Here is a 14303-nt window from a genome sequence, read left to right on the forward strand (position 1 = left end):
TTGGGGAGATGGCTCCGGCAGGAAGGAGACGGACCGGTATCACGTGACGGCCGTCGCCGGAGGAAGGGCCCCTGCCCCGTCGGTCGGTCGGAGGGGACTGACCGACGGGCAGCCGTGTCCCCGTTACTCGTCGCCGAGCACGCCGCTCGCAGCCCACGGGAGGAAGCGGCCCTCGCCGGCGTCGATGCACTCGCGGTGGTAGGCCTCCCGCCTGCCGAGGTCCGGATCGGCGACCCACTCGAACCCCCCGAGCGGCAGGCCATCGGCGTCGAGCGCTTCGGCCGCGGCTACCTCCCGACGACAGAACCGACAGGTGAACGTCGATTCGGGCGCCGACTCGGTGTCCCCGGCGTCGACGCCCCTCGCGGCGTCACCGGTCGCCGCGGCGAACTCGACGGCGCCGGCGAGCGTTTCGTCGACGTCGGCGGGGTCGGCCGCCCGGAGTTCGTCGGCCCAGCCGCTCAGCTCCGCCGAGCGATGCCCGAGTTCGTCGCCCCCCCGATGCATAGGGATACTGTCGATTCCGACCGGCAAGAAAGCGTGGGGGGCGGGAGCACGGGACTGACGGAAGCGCGGGGATTATCCGTCCACACCCGGTAGCACCGCTAATGAGTCAGGACGCCGCGGGCGACGCAACGACCGAAGGGGACCTCCGGAACACGGGGATGTCCCTCAAACACGACCGGGAGTGGGACTACGAACTCGAACGCATCATCGAGGAGATCGAGGAGAAGGACGCCAAGAAGGTCGGCCTGCAGTTCCCCGAAGGGCTCAAGCGCCGCGGCCCCGCCGTCGCCGACGACCTGCGGGAGCTCGCCCCCGACGACGTGACGTTCATGCTGTCGGGCCAGCCCTGTTACGGCGCCTGCGACCTCGACACGTTCCTGATGCGCCGCACCGACGTGTTCGTGCACTTCGGCCACTCGCCGATGAAGAACTCGGACAAGATCATCTACGTGCCGCTCTTCTCGAACGTCGACGTGTTCCCGATGATGGAGGACGCGCTGGAGGAACTCCCCGAGGACGACGTGGGGCTGGTCACGACGGCCCAGCACATGAACCTCTTCCCGGAGATGAAGGAGTGGCTGCAGGAGAAGGGGTACGAGGTCCACACCCGGAAGGGCGACGACCGCCTGACCCACGAGGGCCAAGTCCTGGGCTGCAACTACGCCTCCGCGGACATCGACGCCGATCAGGTGCTCTACGTCGGCGGCGGGAAGTTCCACCCGCTCGGGCTGGCGATGGAACACCCCGACAAGAAGGTCGTCATCGCCGACCCCGTGAACAACGTCGTCACCGTCGCCGACACGGAGAAGTTCATGAAGCAGCGCTACGGCGCCGTCCACCGCGCGATGGACGCCGAGAAGTGGGGCGTCATCTTCTGTACGAAGATCGGGCAGGGCCGCTGGGAGATGGCCGAGAAGATCGTCGAGGAGAACGAGAACGCCTACCTCATCACGATGGACGAGGTCACGCCGGACCGCCTGCGGAACTTCGACATGGACGCGTTCGTCAACACCGGCTGTCCCCGGATCACCACCGACGACGGCCCGCAGTTCCACAAGCCGATGCTGACCCCCGGCGAGTACGAGATCGCGGTCGGCCACGAGCCCCTCGACTCGCTGGAGTTCGACACGTTCCACGGCACCTGGTAAGCGACCAACCGCCGTCCCCACCCGTGGCGTCACCTCGTCGGGCGACGCGCCTCAGGCGGGGCCTTTCCCGTACGTGTCGAGCCCGATAACCGAGTTGAGCGGACACTTCTGGGTCGCGGCGGTGACGGTCAAGACCGCACCGACCAAGACCGACACGGCTGCGAGCACCAGGACGGTGGTGCCCAATGCGGGCGTGAAGAGCCCGGCGAACGCGGCGAGCCCCACGATGATCAGTAGCGGTCCGACGATGAACCGGGCGATACGGTCGAGTCCTCCGACGTTTTTCTCCATAGTCGCGTCACCTCTGTACAAGACTGTTGGTCCCCTGATGACTTAAGCACACGCTAGATTCCCGCGGCTTGAACACTCTCGTACCGAACCCACACTCGACACCGCCGTGGTCCCGGGTGTCGCATACCCGGCCGGCGGCGTCGCTCGGTGACGTACCTCTCCTGCCCGCCCCGTGGTCGCCGCTGGACCGGGGCGGAACCGACCGCGACGGCAACGCCTTTGCCTCCGCCGGCCGCGGTTCGGAGCATGGACATCGACACCAGTGCCCTCGACGCCTACCTCGACGAGCAGGGCCTCGACGGCTACGCGGTCTACGCCGCCGGCGACGACTCCACGCAGCGCTACCTCTCGGGCTTCGACGCGCCAGACCCCTTCTTCACGGTCTACACGCCCGAGGAGACCGCCCTCCTCGCCTCGGGACTGGAGTACGGCCGCGCCTCGAAGGAAGCCCGGGGCGTCGTCGACCGTACCTCCGACTACGACTACCAGTCGCTCCGCGAGGAGTACGAACCCGGAACCGCTCGGGCGAAGCTACAGGCCGCGTTCCTCGACGCCCACGGCGTCGACTCCGTCGCCGTCCCCGAGAGCTTCCCCGTCGGCGCCGCCGACGGCCTGCGCGAGGAGGGGATCGCACTGGCGGTGGACTCGGCGGGCGTCGTCGACGACATCCGCGCGGTGAAGACCGACGAGGAGATCGAGTACGTCCGCGACGCCACGCTCGCGAACGAGGCGTCGATGCAGGCCTGTGAGGACCTGCTGGACGCCGCGAGCGTCGAGAACGGCGTCCTCTACTACGAGGGCGAACCGCTGACCAGCGAGCGCGTGGCGACCGAGATCGAGGTCACGCTGCTCCAGCACGGCTGTGCGCTGGACGAGACCATCGTCGCCTGCGGCGTCGACGCTGCCGACCCCCACGACCGCGGGAGCGGCCCGCTGGAGGCCGGCCAGCCGATCATCGTCGACATCTTCCCCCGGGACAAGGAGAACGGCTACCACTCCGACATGACCCGCACCTTCGTCAAGGGCGAGGCCAGCGACACCATCTCCGAGTGGTACGCCCTCACGCAGGAGGCCAAGGAGGCCGCCTTCGACGCGCTGGCGCCCGGCGCGACCGGCGCCGAGGTCCACGCCGCCGTCTGTGAGGTGTACGAGAACGCCGGCTACCCCACGCTCCGGGCGGACCCCGCGACGGAGACGGGGTTCATCCACAGTACCGGCCACGGGATCGGCCTCGACGTGCACGAGGCGCCGTCGCTCTCCCCCCGCGGCGACGAACTGAAGCCGGGCCACGTCGTCACGATCGAACCGGGGCTCTACGACCCCGCACACGGCGGCGTCCGGATCGAGGACATCGCCGTCGTCACCGAGGACGGCTACGAGAACTTCACCGACTACCCCGAACGGCTCGAACTGTAGAACCGACCGCTTTTCACCCGACGACACCCTCCGTCCGGTAATGACGCTCTGTATCGTCGGCGCCGGTGCGATGGGCCGCTGGCTGGCCGCGACCGTTGACGCGGCGCCGGCGCTCGACACCGATCTCGCCTTCGCCGACACCGACGCCGACGCCGCCGCGGACGCGGCAGCGGCGTTCGCCGACGCCGAGACGGTACCGCTCGACGGCGGGACGCCCGCCGCCGACCGCTCGTTCGAAACCGTCTGTCTGGCGGTTCCGATCCCGGCCGTGGAGGCCGCCGTCGCGAACTGGGCGCCCCACGCCGAGTCGGCCATGCTCGACCTCTCTGGCGTGATGGTCGGTCCCGTCGACGCCATGCGCGAGCACCTGCCCGGCCGCGAGCGCGCGAGCCTCCACCCGCTGTTCGCCCCGCAGCGAGCACCGGGCAACGTCGCGCTGGTCGCCGACTCGGTCGGCACGACGCTCTCGCCGCTCCTCGATGCGCTCCGGGAGGCCGGCAACGACCTCTTTGAGACCACCCCCGAGGAACACGACGACGCCATGACCACGGTCCAAGCAAAGAGCCACGCCGCCGTGCTCGCGTGGGCGCTGGCCGGCGACGACGTGCGCGAGGAGTTCCACACGCCAGTCTCGGCGGGCCTCTCGGACCTCGCAGGGACCGTTACCGAGGGCGAAGCGCGGGTCTACGCCGACGTGCAGGAGGCCTTCGGCGGCGCCGACGCCGTCGCCGAGGCGGCCCGGGAACTCGCCGACGCCGACCACGAGGCGTTCGCCGCCCTGTACGAACGGGCCGCCGAGCGCGCCGGGTCGACGCCGACGACGGAGGGTGAGCGATGAGCGTCGACCGCTCGCGGCTCCGGGACACCGTCAACTACCTCCGGGAGGTCAGACCGATCGACCCCGCCGAGATACAGGAGTACTTCGACGAGGCACCCCACCCCGCGGTCGTCAAGCAGGCGCTCCGGGACGAGGCGTTCGACCTCGACCTGATCGAGCGCGAGGACGGGACCTTCGTCCCCGCGAGCGACGCCCCCGTCTCACCGCCGGGCTGGGAGCCCGAGGGACTGCCGAGCGAGTACGAGCGCGTCGTCGTCGACCGACTCGTCGACCGTTTCGGCCTTGACTGGGCGGACGGCCAGTCCGGCGACGACCTCCGCGAGGCGGTGCGTCGGCTGAAGGCGGACTACTTCCACGGCAACCCCGTCGAGTACGACGAGACCGCGGCGCTGGGGTACGCGGTCTACCACCTGCCGGACTACTACGCCGCGATGGGCTACGTCCTCGACGACCTCGCGGAGAACAGCGACCTCCCGCGGAAACTTCGCGTGCTCGACGTGGGTGCCGGGACCGGTGGCCCCGCGCTGGCGCTCTGTGACTACCTCGCCCGCGGCGCCGAGGGCGACGATGAGGGGCCGCCGCTGGTGGAGTACCACGCGATCGAACCCTCGCCCGCGGCGGATCTCTTGGAAGACCTCCTCGACGAGACCCCGCGAAACGTCCACACGACGATCCACCGGGAGACCGCGGAGGCGTTCGACCCCGAATCGCTCGGCGAGATCGACCTCCTCTCGTTTTGTAACGTCCTCTCCGAACTCAACGACCCCGAAGCGACCGCCGAGCGCTACCTCGACGCCGTCGCCGACGACGGCACGCTGCTCGGGATCGCGCCGGCGGACTTGGAGACGGCGACTGGCCTGCGCGGGGTCGAACGCGCGCTCGCCAAACCGGACTCCGGGCCGTCGGTCTACTCGCCGACGCTCCGACTGTGGCCCGGCGAGGCGCCGTCGGACCGTGGCTGGTCCTTCGACGTGCGCCCCGAGGTCGAGGCGCCGCGGATGCAGCGGCAGTTGGACGAGGGCGAGCGTGGCGAGCGCGGCAGCGAACGGGACGACCCGGGGACGTTCACCAAGACGACGGTGCAGTTCGCCTACACCCTCCTGCGGCCCGACGGGAAGCGCCGAACCCCCGTGGTCGCCTCGGCGGAGCGCCACGCGAAGGCCGCCGAGAGCGAGCGCCACGTCAGCAACCGGATCGACCTGCTGACGGTGAAGCTCAGTCCCGACCTGAGCCGGCAGGGCGAACGCCAACGCGAGTACGGCGCCGACCCGAACCCGCTGTTCAAGATCGGCGACGGGAGCGAGCAGGTCGAACACTACGCCGTGCTCACCCAGCACACCGAACTGAACCGCGCGCTCGGTGAGGCGGCGTACGGCGCGGTGCTCTCCATCGAGAACGCGCTGGCGCTGTGGAACGACGACGAGGAAGCGTACAACCTCGTCGTCGACGGCGAGACGGTCGTGGACCTCGTTGTTCCCTGAGACCGGTGGATGGGCCGCCATCCGAGAACGGCGGCCCACACGCTGGGCTCGTGTGAACCCTGATTCACAGAACGGTTAATGAACAGCCTGCCCACCGCTCTCCCGTGAACACGACGCTCGTCGGGTCGCAGTTCGGTGACGAAGGCAAAGGACGGATGACCGACGTATTCAGCGCGGCGGCGGACGCCGTCGTCCGCTTCCAAGGCGGCGACAACGCCGGCCACACGATCGATGTCGACGGCGAGGAGTACTCGCTCCGACTCGTCCCCAGCGGCGTGGTACGGGGGAAGACGGGCGTGCTCGGTAACGGCTGCGTGGTGAACTTCGAGACGCTGTTCGACGAACTCGACCGTCTGCGGGAGCGCGGGCTCACTCCCGAGGTGTACGTCTCGGGCCGGGCGACCGTCGTCCTGCCCTACCACCGCGTGCTCGACGGGGCGGAGGAGCAGGCCCGGGAGGTGTCGGCGACGGCCGTGGGAACCACCGGGAACGGCATCGGCCCGGCGTACGAGGACGCGACCGGCCGTCGAGCGATCCGCGTCGCCGAACTGCTCGCCCCCGAGACGCTCCGAGAGCGACTGGAGCACGTCGTCCCGCAGAAGCGCGTGATCGCGGAGTCGCTCTACGGCGTCGACACCGGCGAGGCGTTCGACGTCGACGCGCTGTTCGAGCAGTTCCGGGCGTACGGCGACCGGCTTGACCGCGAAGGAATGGTCGTCGACACCGGATCGTTCCTCGCAGACCACGACGGCAACGTGGTGTTCGAGAGCGCACAAGGCACCCACCTCGACCTCGACCACGGGAGCTACCCGTTCGTGACGTCCTCGAACCCGACCGCCGGCGGCGCCGTCGTCGGGACGGGCGTTCCACCGGAGACGGTCGCGGACGGCGAGACTGTCGGCGTGGTCAAGGCGTACCTCTCCCGGGTCGGCGCCGGCCCGATGCCGACCGAGTTCGAAGGTGAGACGGCGACGACGCTCCGGGAGGCCGCCGGCGAGTTCGGCACCGTCACGGGCCGACCACGTCGCGTCGGCTGGCTTGACCTGCCGATGCTCCGGCACGCGACCCAAGTCAACGGCTACACCGGCATCACGCTGGGCCACCTCGACGCGCTGGCTACGCTCGACGAACTCGAGGTGTGTACTGCGTACGAACTCGACGGCGAACGGATCGAGACGCCGCCGCACTCGGCCGACCAGTGGGAGCGGTGTGTCCCACAGTACGAGCACTTCGACTCGTGGGACGAGCAGGACTGGCAGTCGGTGGCCGACCGCGGGTACGAGGCCCTCCCCGAGAACGCGAGAGCCTACGTCGAGTTCGTGAGCGAGGATCTCGGCGTCCCGGTCTACGCGCTCGGCGTCGGGCCGGGCCGGGCGGCGACCATCGTGCGGGAGAACCCGGTAATCGAGGCGGACACGGGGGCCCAGCGACCGAAACGATGAGCGTCGACGGCGTCGAAGGGCCGATCGGACGAACGACCATGGAGCCACGACGATGAGCGACGAAGGGTTCGACCGCGGGACCGCGCTGTCGCTGCTGGCCGACGAGAGCCGTGTCCGGATCATCGAGGAACTCGGCGACGCGACCGTCTCCCCGGACACCGGCATCCCCTCCGTCCCCTACGCGGACCTGAAGTCCCGCGTGGGCATCCGTGACTCCGGCCGCTTCAACTACCACCTGACGAAGCTACTGGGCAACTACGTCGCGAAGGGCGAGGCGGGCTACCGGCTCCGGTGGCCCGGGATGGTCCTCTACCGTGCGCTCGTCGCCGGCCTGCTCACCGGCGAGGCCGACCGCTCCATCGACCCGGCCCCGGTCGGCGTCGACTGCTACCGCTGTGGCGAACCCGTCGAGGGGCACCTCTACGAGACGCTGTTCCGGGTGCGCTGTTCGGCCTGCGAGGCGAACTACGCGGACATCTACGTCCCGCCTCGCGGGCTCGTCGGGAAGGACCCCGAGGCGATGCTCGAGACGGTCCACCGCCGAAGCCGGACCGTCCTCGACGCCATGAGTTCGGGCCAGTGCCCGTGGTGTGCCGCCGAGGTAGCCGTCGAGATCCGGGATGGCGACGGGTCACTTCCATCGCTGCACGACACCCGGGATCTCGAAGCCTACGCCGTCTTCCGGTGTACGAACTGCACCGGGTTCAACTACACCCCTGTCTCACAGGTGCTGCTCTATCACCCGGCGGCCATCGCGTTCTACCACGAGCACGGCCGGGACCTGACGGCGGTGCCGAAGTGGGAGCTCCGGTGGGCGGTCACCGACGAGACGACCGAGGTGCTCGGCAGGGACCCGTGGCGGTTCCGGGTTCGCGTGCCGCTCCCAGGAGAGACACTCGTCGCGGTGATCGACCAGCACCTCGACGTGGTCGAGAGTCGGATCGAAGAGGCCGAGGGGTAATCAGGCGGCCGGGAGAACGAGCGACTACTCCAGTTCCGGCGTTTTCTCCCCGGCCGGCACCACCACTTCGAGCCAGTTCTCCTCGGGCGGCAACGGACAGGAGAACGTCTCGCTGAACGCACAGAACGGCGAGTACGCGAGGTTGAAGTCGAGCGTGACGGTGTCGCCCGTCTCGAGTTCACCCTCCGGTTCGAACTCCATGTAGCGCCCCCCGTGGTAGGTCTGCTGGCCCGTCGTCTTGTCCCGGAACGGCACGAACAGGGTGTCCTCCTCGCTGTTCTCCTGCCGGTAGGCGTGGAGCTCACAGTCCTCGCCGCGGAGTTCGAAGGCGAACGTGGCGACGCGGAGGTACCGCACCGGCGGCCCGTTGGTCGTCTCCATCTCGACGGGTTCGGGTTCGTCGTGGACCTCGGCCACGGCGGCGACCCGGAAGTCCTCGTTCGGCTCGAAGTAGTCGAGCCCCTCGAACCCGTCGCGGTGTTCAGGCGGGACCGGCGACTGTGGGTGTTCGGCGAAGAAGCGGTCCTTCTCCTCGCGGTTGGCGCGGAGTTGCTGCTCCCAATCGGTGGTTTCGCTCATGGGCGTGGTTGGGCCCGGGAAGCCATGAGTCCGGCGTTCCTCACGGTGACCCGTGACCTGCGGCGCTCCCCAGCGTCGACGCCCGTGGGCTGCCGCGAAGCCAACCCCTAACACGTGGGGTTCGCTACCACGGATCGATGAAGGTCATCGACTGCGGCACGCTGGTAGACGGCACCGGGAAGAAACCGCTCGAGGACGCACGTATTCTCGTGGAAGACGGCCGCGTCGTCGAAGTCGGCCCCGCCGAATCCGTCGACGCGCCCGAGGACGCCGAGCACGTCGACCACTCCGGGGAGACGGTGATCCCGGGACTGATCGACGCCCACCTGCACCTCAAGGGAACGCGCTCGATGGAGCCGTTCGACTGGATCCGGGAGTCGAGCGAACTCAACACCGCGCGGGCCAGCGCCGACGCGCGGACGCTGCTGGAGGCGGGCTTCACCGCAATCCGTGACGTCGGGAGCGAGGCCGGAATCCCGCTGCGCAACGCCATCGACGAGGGGACCCTCCCCGGGCCGCGCATCTTCACCAGCGGCCAGAGTTTCTCCCAGACCGCCGGCCACGGCGACGCCCACTACCTCCCCTACGAGTGGGCGACCAGCGAGGCCGCCGGCGGCGACGGCATCGTCGACGGCGCCGACGAGTGTCGGAAGGGCGTCCGCCGGCGCATCCGTGAGGGCGCGGACCTCATCAAGATCATGACGACCGGCGGCGTGCTCAGCGAGAAGGACGCCCCCGACCAGAGCCAGTTCACCGACGCCGAGATCCGGGCGTTCACCGAGGAGGCCCACCGCGTCGGCATCCCCGTGGCCTCCCACGCGCAGGGCGCGCCGGGGATCAAGTCCGCACTGGAGAACGGCGTGGACACGATCGAACACGGCTTCTACATCGATCAGGAGTGTATCGATCTCTTCGAGGAGACCGGCGGGATATTCGTGCCGACGCTGGCCATCGTCTACCGGCTCGTCGAACACGGGGCGGAGCACGGCGTCCCCGACTACGGCCTGCGGAAGGCCCGCGAGGCCCACGAGGCCCACGTCGAGTCGACCAAGCGCGCCTACGAGGCCGGCGTTCCGGTCGCCCTCGGGACCGACTTCCTCGGGCCCGAACTCGTCCCGCACGGCAAGAACGCGATGGAGGCCGAACTGTTCGTCGAGGAGGTCGGCATGAGCGAACACGAGGCCATCGTCGCCGGCACGGGGACCGCCGCCGAAACGGTCGCTGCCGACGACATCGGCACGCTCACGGTCGGCAACCACGCCGACATCGTCGCGTTCGAGGACTCGCCACTCGACGATATCTCGAACCTCTACGAGCCCGACGCGGTGTACAAGGGCGGCGAGACGGTCTGAGCGAGGCTATCGGAGCCGATCCACTTCTTTCGCGATCTCTCGACGCTTCAGCAGCGAGAACCCGGAGATGATGAGCAGGAAGCCGGCGACCGTCGCCAGCGTGACCACCTCGTCGAGCACCAGCCAGCCCGACAGCGCCGCGAATATCGGCGCGACGTAGGAGACGAGGTTGATCTCGATGGGACCCAACCGGTCCAGCAGTTCGAAGTAGATCAGGAAGCCGAGCGCGCTCGCGAGGATCGAGAGGTAGAGCAGGCTGAGGACGATCCCGGGCGTGAGTTCGAGCGACGTCGGCGACTCACCGAGCCCGAGGCTGAGCGCGTGCATCAGCAGCGCGCCGAGCAGCATCGACCAGCCCTCCATCGACTCGATGGCGAGGTCGCTGTCGAGCCGGCGCGTGAGCACGCTGCCGAGCGCGAACGACGCCGCGGCGGCGACGATGAGCAGCTTCGCACCCATCCCGCCCGACAGCAGCGCGTTCGGGTCAGGGTTCGTGAGGACAACCGCGCCGACGAGACCGAGCAGCAGGCCGAACAGCCCGATCGCTTCGAGCCGTTCCTCGGGGACGAACACGCGAGCGAAGCCGGTCGTCAGCAGCGGGCTCAGACTCACCAACACGGCCGCCGAGCCGCTGGTGACGGCGTCGTCGGCCTCGCCGATGAACAGGAACGCGTGGTAGGCCGCGATCAACAGCACGGCGCCGACGGCGACGGTCGCCCACTGGTCGCGCCCCCGCGGGAGCGGGTCGTCGAGTACCCACCAGGCGTAGCCGAGCATCAACACGCCGGCGATGTCGTAGCGAACCGCCGCGAACAGCACCGGCGGGAAACCGGCGTCCAGCCCGGCCTTGATGGCCATGAACGCCGAGCCCCAGATCGCTGCAAGCAGCAGGAAGAGTCCGAGGTTCCGATAGCGAGACACGAGACAACCGAGCGCGAGGGGGGGCTTAGGGGTACTGCTTTCGCCCAATCAGGCCGCGCCCGCGGCGTCGCGTTCCGTCCGGAGACCGCGCAGCAGGTCCTGGCGGGTGATGATCCCCACCAGTTCCTCGCCGTCGAGCACGGGCAGGCGGTTGATGTCCCGTTCGGGGTCGGCGAGCAGGTCGAGCAACACGTCGATGCTCGCGTCCACGTCGACGGTCACGGGGTCGGGCGTCATCACCGAACTGATCGGGTCGTCGGCGTGGGCGGCGATATCCACGTCGTCGCCGGGCAGGTCGAACGCGTAGGTCAGCGTGTCGACGATGGGCGGGATACCGATCGGGATCCAGAGCACGCGGTCCTCGACCTCGAACAGGTCCACGAGGTCGCCCTCGGTGACGACGCCCGCGAGTCGGCCGTCCTCGTCGACGACCGGGAAGCCGCTGTAGGTCACGTCGGCCAGTTTGGCGAGCACTTCGCCGACTTCGTCGTCGAGTGCGACGGTCTCCACGTCGGTCGTCATCACGTCTGCGGCGTTCATACGTGAGCTATCGGGCGGGGGATACGTCAACGTTGCTGCCGGACTGGGAGGCGGCGACGGCCAGCCGCCGATGTGTGCAAAAAGGACCGCGGGCGCCGCTACTCGTGCAGGTGGCAGGCGATCACGGTGTCGTCGCGGCCGGGCGTCGCGTCGGGTTCGGTCGTCTCACAGACCGTCTCGAAGCGCTCCCGGAGCGTCTCGGCGGCACCGTCGAGGTCCCCGCCAGCGGCCGCTTCGAGCGCCTCGTCGACGACCGCCGCGTTCTCGCCGTCGAGTCCCGGGACCTCCTGTTCGCGGTAGTCTGCCGGCCCGACCTCCCGCACGGCTTCCGGGTCGAGGTCGCCGCCTTCGACCGCCTCGCGGAGGTTCATCACCGCACGGAACGCCGCCTGCTCGATCTCGACGTCCTCGGGCGGGATCACCTTCGGACAGCGGGTTCGGAACCGACAGCCCGAGGGGGGGTTCCGCGGCGACGGCACGTCGCCCGAAAGCGTCGCCACCCGGCGACCCTGCTCGCTCACCTCCGCACGCGGGACGCTCGCGAGCAGCGCCTCGGTGTAGGGGTGATCGGGGTTCTCGAATATCTCGTCGGTCGGCCCGAGTTCGGCGATCCGGCCGAGGTACATCACCGCCACCCGGTCACAGATGTGCCGGACGACGCTGAGGTCGTGGGCGATGAACAGGTACGTCAGGCCGAACTCGTCCTGCAGGTCGTCGAGGAGGTTCAGCACCTGTGCCTGCACGCTCACGTCGAGCGCCGAGACCGGTTCGTCGAGGACGATGAAGTCCGGATCGAGCGCGAGCGCCCGGGCGATGCCCACACGCTGGCGCTGGCCGCCGGAGAACTCGTGGGGGTAGCGGTCGATCTGGTCGGCCGAGAGCCCAACCCGTTCGAGCAGTTCGCCCGCCCGGGCCCGGCGGACCGCCCCCTCGCTCCCCGTCACGGTCACCTCGACCCGGAGTTCGTTCTCACCTTCCTCGACGGTCGCGCCGAGGAGGTCCTCGTGGACCCCGACGGTCGCTTCGGGGCCGTCCTCGCCCTGCCGGACCGTCACCGGCACGCGGGCGACGCCGTTCTCAGGGTCGACGACGCGGTCGATGTCGTCGGCCACGTCGACCTCGACCATCCGGTCGATCCCCTCGCCGACGGTGATCTCGGCGTCGGTGCCGACCGTCGGGTCGGACTCGGGGAGCCCGTGGATCCGCATCCCCTCGGCGACGACGGCGCCGACGGTCATCCGCGGGTCGAGACTGGAGAACGGGTCCTGGAAGACGATCTGAGCGCGCCGGCGGAACGCGGCCATCGACGTGTCGTCGAGGTCGAACACCTCCTCGCCGTCGAAGGCGACGGTGCCGCCGGTGGCCTCGCGCAGTCGGAGCAGCGTCTCGCCGGTCGTCGACTTCCCGCAGCCCGACTCGCCGACGAGTCCCAGCGTCTCGCCCTCCCGTACGTCGAAACTGATGCCGTCGACGGCTTTCACGCTGGTCGCCTCGCGGCCGAGCACGCGGTCGAGCAGGCCGCCGCCGTCCTCGTAGTACTTCCGGAGGTTCCGGACTTCGAGCAGCGGTTCGGCGCCGTTGGAGCGTGTTCGATCACTCGACGGGTGCGAGCCGTCGGCGCCGTCGGGGGCGGTCTCAGTCATCGCTCACCTCCGGGGCCGCGGCGGGTGCAAGCGCCTCCGCGGGGTCGTACTCCCGGTCGGCGAGCACACAGCGCACCCGGTGGTCGACGCCCTCGACGCTCGCCGGGGCGTCGTGTTCGTCGATGCGGTGCAGGCAGGACTCCATCGCCTTCGGACAGCGGTCGGCGAAGTAGCACTTCTCGCCCATCTCGGAGTCGAGCAGGCTCGGCACGTTCCCCTCGATCGGCGAGAGCCGCGGCGCGGGGTCCTCCAAGTCCGGGATCGACCCCAGCAGCCCCTCGGTGTAGGGGTGGACCGGGTTCTCGAACACGTCCTCGAGGGAGCCGCGTTCGACCACCTCGCCGGCGTACATCACGCCGACGCGCTGGCACATCCGCGCGATCACGCCGAGGTTGTGGGTGATGAGCACGACGCTCATCCCCTCCTCGTCCTGCAGGTCCTTCAGCAGGTTCAGGATCTGGGCCTGAATGGTCACGTCCAGCGCCGTCGTCGGTTCGTCGGCGATCAGCACGTCGGGTTCGCCGGCGAGCGCTTGGGCGACCATCGCCCGCTGGAGCATCCCGCCGGAGAACTCGTGGGGGTACTCCTCGGCGCGCTGTTCGGGGTCGGGGATGCCGACCCTGTCGAGCAGTTCGACCGCGCGCTCGTGGCTCTCGTCGCTCACGTAGTCCCGGGAAGGGACAAGCGAGTCGACGAAGTAGCTCGCCAGCCCGTAGCCCTGCGTCCGCGAGCGGGTGCGACGCGGGTTCGCCCGGGCCCGGCGCTGGACCTCGACGGCCTCGGCGATCTGTTCGCCCACCGGGATGGTGGGGTTGAGGCTGCTCATCGGGTCCTGGAAGATGGTGGCGAACGCCGGCCCGCGGAGCCACCGGCGGGTGGCTTCGGGGAGTTGGCGCACGTCCACGTAGTCGCCGTCGACGGCCGACGGGTGTGAGTCGCGGTGTTCGTCGGCCAGTTCGGCGTCGCGGTACCAGACCTCGCCCTCGACGATCCGGCCCGGCGACTCCACGAGGTCGATCAGCGAGAGCGCGGTCACGGACTTGCCCGATCCCGACTCGCCGACGATGCCGAACACTTCACCGTCACGGACGTCGAAGTCGACGCCCTCGACGGCGTTGACCTGCCCCTCCTCCGTGAAGAAGCGTGTCGTGAGGTTCCGTACTTTGAGTAGTTCCTGAGACATA

Annotated in this window: 14 protein-coding genes; 7 read left to right on the forward strand and 7 right to left on the reverse strand. The window is 69.4% G+C overall.

Going from position 1 to position 14303, the window contains the following annotated elements:
* Positions 1–123 precede the first annotated feature (123 nt).
* Positions 124–507, reverse strand: coding sequence for a hypothetical protein (locus tag NO998_RS04320; protein WP_267645832.1), 384 nt, complete (start codon positions 505–507; stop codon positions 124–126).
* A 101-nt stretch (positions 508–608) separates the two neighbouring features.
* Here NO998_RS04320 and dph2 point away from each other — a divergent pair, with 101 nt between their 5' ends.
* Complete coding sequence (gene dph2 / locus NO998_RS04325) at positions 609–1655, forward strand: diphthamide biosynthesis enzyme Dph2 (protein WP_267645833.1); 1047 nt, start codon at positions 609–611, stop codon at positions 1653–1655.
* A gap of 51 nt (positions 1656–1706) precedes the next feature.
* Here the strand turns inward: dph2 and NO998_RS04330 are convergent, their stop codons facing one another.
* Positions 1707–1946, reverse strand: a complete 240-nt coding sequence (locus NO998_RS04330; protein WP_267645834.1) for a YgaP family membrane protein — start codon at positions 1944–1946, stop codon at positions 1707–1709.
* A gap of 246 nt (positions 1947–2192) precedes the next feature.
* Between NO998_RS04330 and NO998_RS04335 the strand changes: the two genes are divergently transcribed.
* The 5 genes from NO998_RS04335 to NO998_RS04355 all read left to right on the forward strand — a co-directional run bounded on the left by NO998_RS04335 (position 2193) and on the right by NO998_RS04355 (position 8084).
* Positions 2193–3362: a M24 family metallopeptidase gene (locus NO998_RS04335; protein WP_267645836.1), complete on the forward strand. Its 1170-nt coding sequence runs from the start codon at positions 2193–2195 to the stop codon at positions 3360–3362.
* A 40-nt stretch (positions 3363–3402) separates the two neighbouring features.
* A complete protein-coding gene (locus NO998_RS04340) occupies positions 3403–4200 on the forward strand; it encodes a prephenate dehydrogenase/arogenate dehydrogenase family protein (RefSeq protein WP_267645837.1) in 798 nt (265 codons plus the stop codon).
* Complete coding sequence (locus NO998_RS04345) at positions 4197–5681, forward strand: small ribosomal subunit Rsm22 family protein (protein WP_267645838.1); 1485 nt, start codon at positions 4197–4199, stop codon at positions 5679–5681. Before NO998_RS04340 ends, NO998_RS04345 begins: the two co-directional genes overlap by 4 nt.
* Positions 5682–5785: 104 nt before the next feature.
* Positions 5786–7123: an adenylosuccinate synthase gene (locus tag NO998_RS04350; RefSeq protein WP_267645839.1), complete on the forward strand. Its 1338-nt coding sequence runs from the start codon at positions 5786–5788 to the stop codon at positions 7121–7123.
* 52 nt (positions 7124–7175) lie between these two features.
* Positions 7176–8084, forward strand: a complete 909-nt coding sequence (locus NO998_RS04355) for a DUF7351 domain-containing protein (RefSeq protein WP_267645841.1) — start codon at positions 7176–7178, stop codon at positions 8082–8084.
* 24 nt (positions 8085–8108) lie between these two features.
* Here the strand turns inward: NO998_RS04355 and NO998_RS04360 are convergent, their stop codons facing one another.
* A complete protein-coding gene (locus NO998_RS04360; protein ID WP_267645843.1) occupies positions 8109–8663 on the reverse strand; it encodes a DUF1684 domain-containing protein in 555 nt (184 codons plus the stop codon).
* Between the two features lie 137 nt (positions 8664–8800).
* On the opposite strand from NO998_RS04360, the gene NO998_RS04365 reads away from it, so the two are divergent.
* Positions 8801–10015 carry a metal-dependent hydrolase family protein gene (locus tag NO998_RS04365; protein ID WP_267645844.1) on the forward strand — a complete coding sequence of 405 codons (1215 nt, stop codon included), beginning with the start codon at positions 8801–8803 and terminating at the stop codon, positions 10013–10015.
* A gap of 6 nt (positions 10016–10021) precedes the next feature.
* Here NO998_RS04365 and NO998_RS04370 read toward each other — a convergent pair whose 3' ends face one another.
* From NO998_RS04370 to NO998_RS04385, 4 genes are all read right to left on the reverse strand, one after another.
* Positions 10022–10936, reverse strand: coding sequence for a DMT family transporter (locus NO998_RS04370; RefSeq protein ID WP_267645846.1), 915 nt, complete (start codon positions 10934–10936; stop codon positions 10022–10024).
* Positions 10937–10984: 48 nt separating this feature from the next.
* Entirely contained in the window at positions 10985–11476 is a 492-nt protein-coding gene (locus NO998_RS04375) for a CBS domain-containing protein (protein ID WP_267645847.1), read from the reverse strand.
* Positions 11477–11574: 98 nt separating this feature from the next.
* Positions 11575–13119: an ABC transporter ATP-binding protein gene (locus NO998_RS04380; RefSeq protein WP_303648135.1), complete on the reverse strand. Its 1545-nt coding sequence runs from the start codon at positions 13117–13119 to the stop codon at positions 11575–11577.
* Complete coding sequence (locus tag NO998_RS04385; RefSeq protein WP_267645848.1) at positions 13112–14302, reverse strand: ABC transporter ATP-binding protein; 1191 nt, start codon at positions 14300–14302, stop codon at positions 13112–13114. Before NO998_RS04385 ends, NO998_RS04380 begins: the two co-directional genes overlap by 8 nt.
* Position 14303 lies beyond the last annotated feature (1 nt).

Source organism: Halolamina litorea (assembly GCF_026616205.1).
Lineage (GTDB): Archaea > Halobacteriota > Halobacteria > Halobacteriales > Haloferacaceae > Halolamina > Halolamina litorea.

What these genes read in the sequence shown, in the direction of transcription:
- dph2 (WP_267645833.1), top strand. Translation starts at nt 609, where the DNA reads ATGAGTCAGGACGCCGCGGGCGACGCAACGACCGAAGGGGACCTCCGG.
- NO998_RS04375 (WP_267645847.1), bottom strand. Translation starts at nt 11,476, where the DNA reads ATGAACGCCGCAGACGTGATGACGACCGACGTGGAGACCGTCGCACTC.
- NO998_RS04330 (WP_267645834.1), bottom strand. Translation starts at nt 1,946, where the DNA reads ATGGAGAAAAACGTCGGAGGACTCGACCGTATCGCCCGGTTCATCGTC.
- NO998_RS04385 (WP_267645848.1), bottom strand. Translation starts at nt 14,302, where the DNA reads ATGTCTCAGGAACTACTCAAAGTACGGAACCTCACGACACGCTTCTTC.
- NO998_RS04345 (WP_267645838.1), top strand. Translation starts at nt 4,197, where the DNA reads ATGAGCGTCGACCGCTCGCGGCTCCGGGACACCGTCAACTACCTCCGG.
- NO998_RS04355 (WP_267645841.1), top strand. Translation starts at nt 7,176, where the DNA reads ATGAGCGACGAAGGGTTCGACCGCGGGACCGCGCTGTCGCTGCTGGCC.
- NO998_RS04360 (WP_267645843.1), bottom strand. Translation starts at nt 8,663, where the DNA reads ATGAGCGAAACCACCGATTGGGAGCAGCAACTCCGCGCCAACCGCGAG.
- NO998_RS04320 (WP_267645832.1), bottom strand. Translation starts at nt 507, where the DNA reads ATGCATCGGGGGGGCGACGAACTCGGGCATCGCTCGGCGGAGCTGAGC.
- NO998_RS04335 (WP_267645836.1), top strand. Translation starts at nt 2,193, where the DNA reads ATGGACATCGACACCAGTGCCCTCGACGCCTACCTCGACGAGCAGGGC.
- NO998_RS04365 (WP_267645844.1), top strand. Translation starts at nt 8,801, where the DNA reads ATGAAGGTCATCGACTGCGGCACGCTGGTAGACGGCACCGGGAAGAAA.
- NO998_RS04380 (WP_303648135.1), bottom strand. Translation starts at nt 13,119, where the DNA reads ATGACTGAGACCGCCCCCGACGGCGCCGACGGCTCGCACCCGTCGAGT.
- NO998_RS04340 (WP_267645837.1), top strand. Translation starts at nt 3,403, where the DNA reads ATGACGCTCTGTATCGTCGGCGCCGGTGCGATGGGCCGCTGGCTGGCC.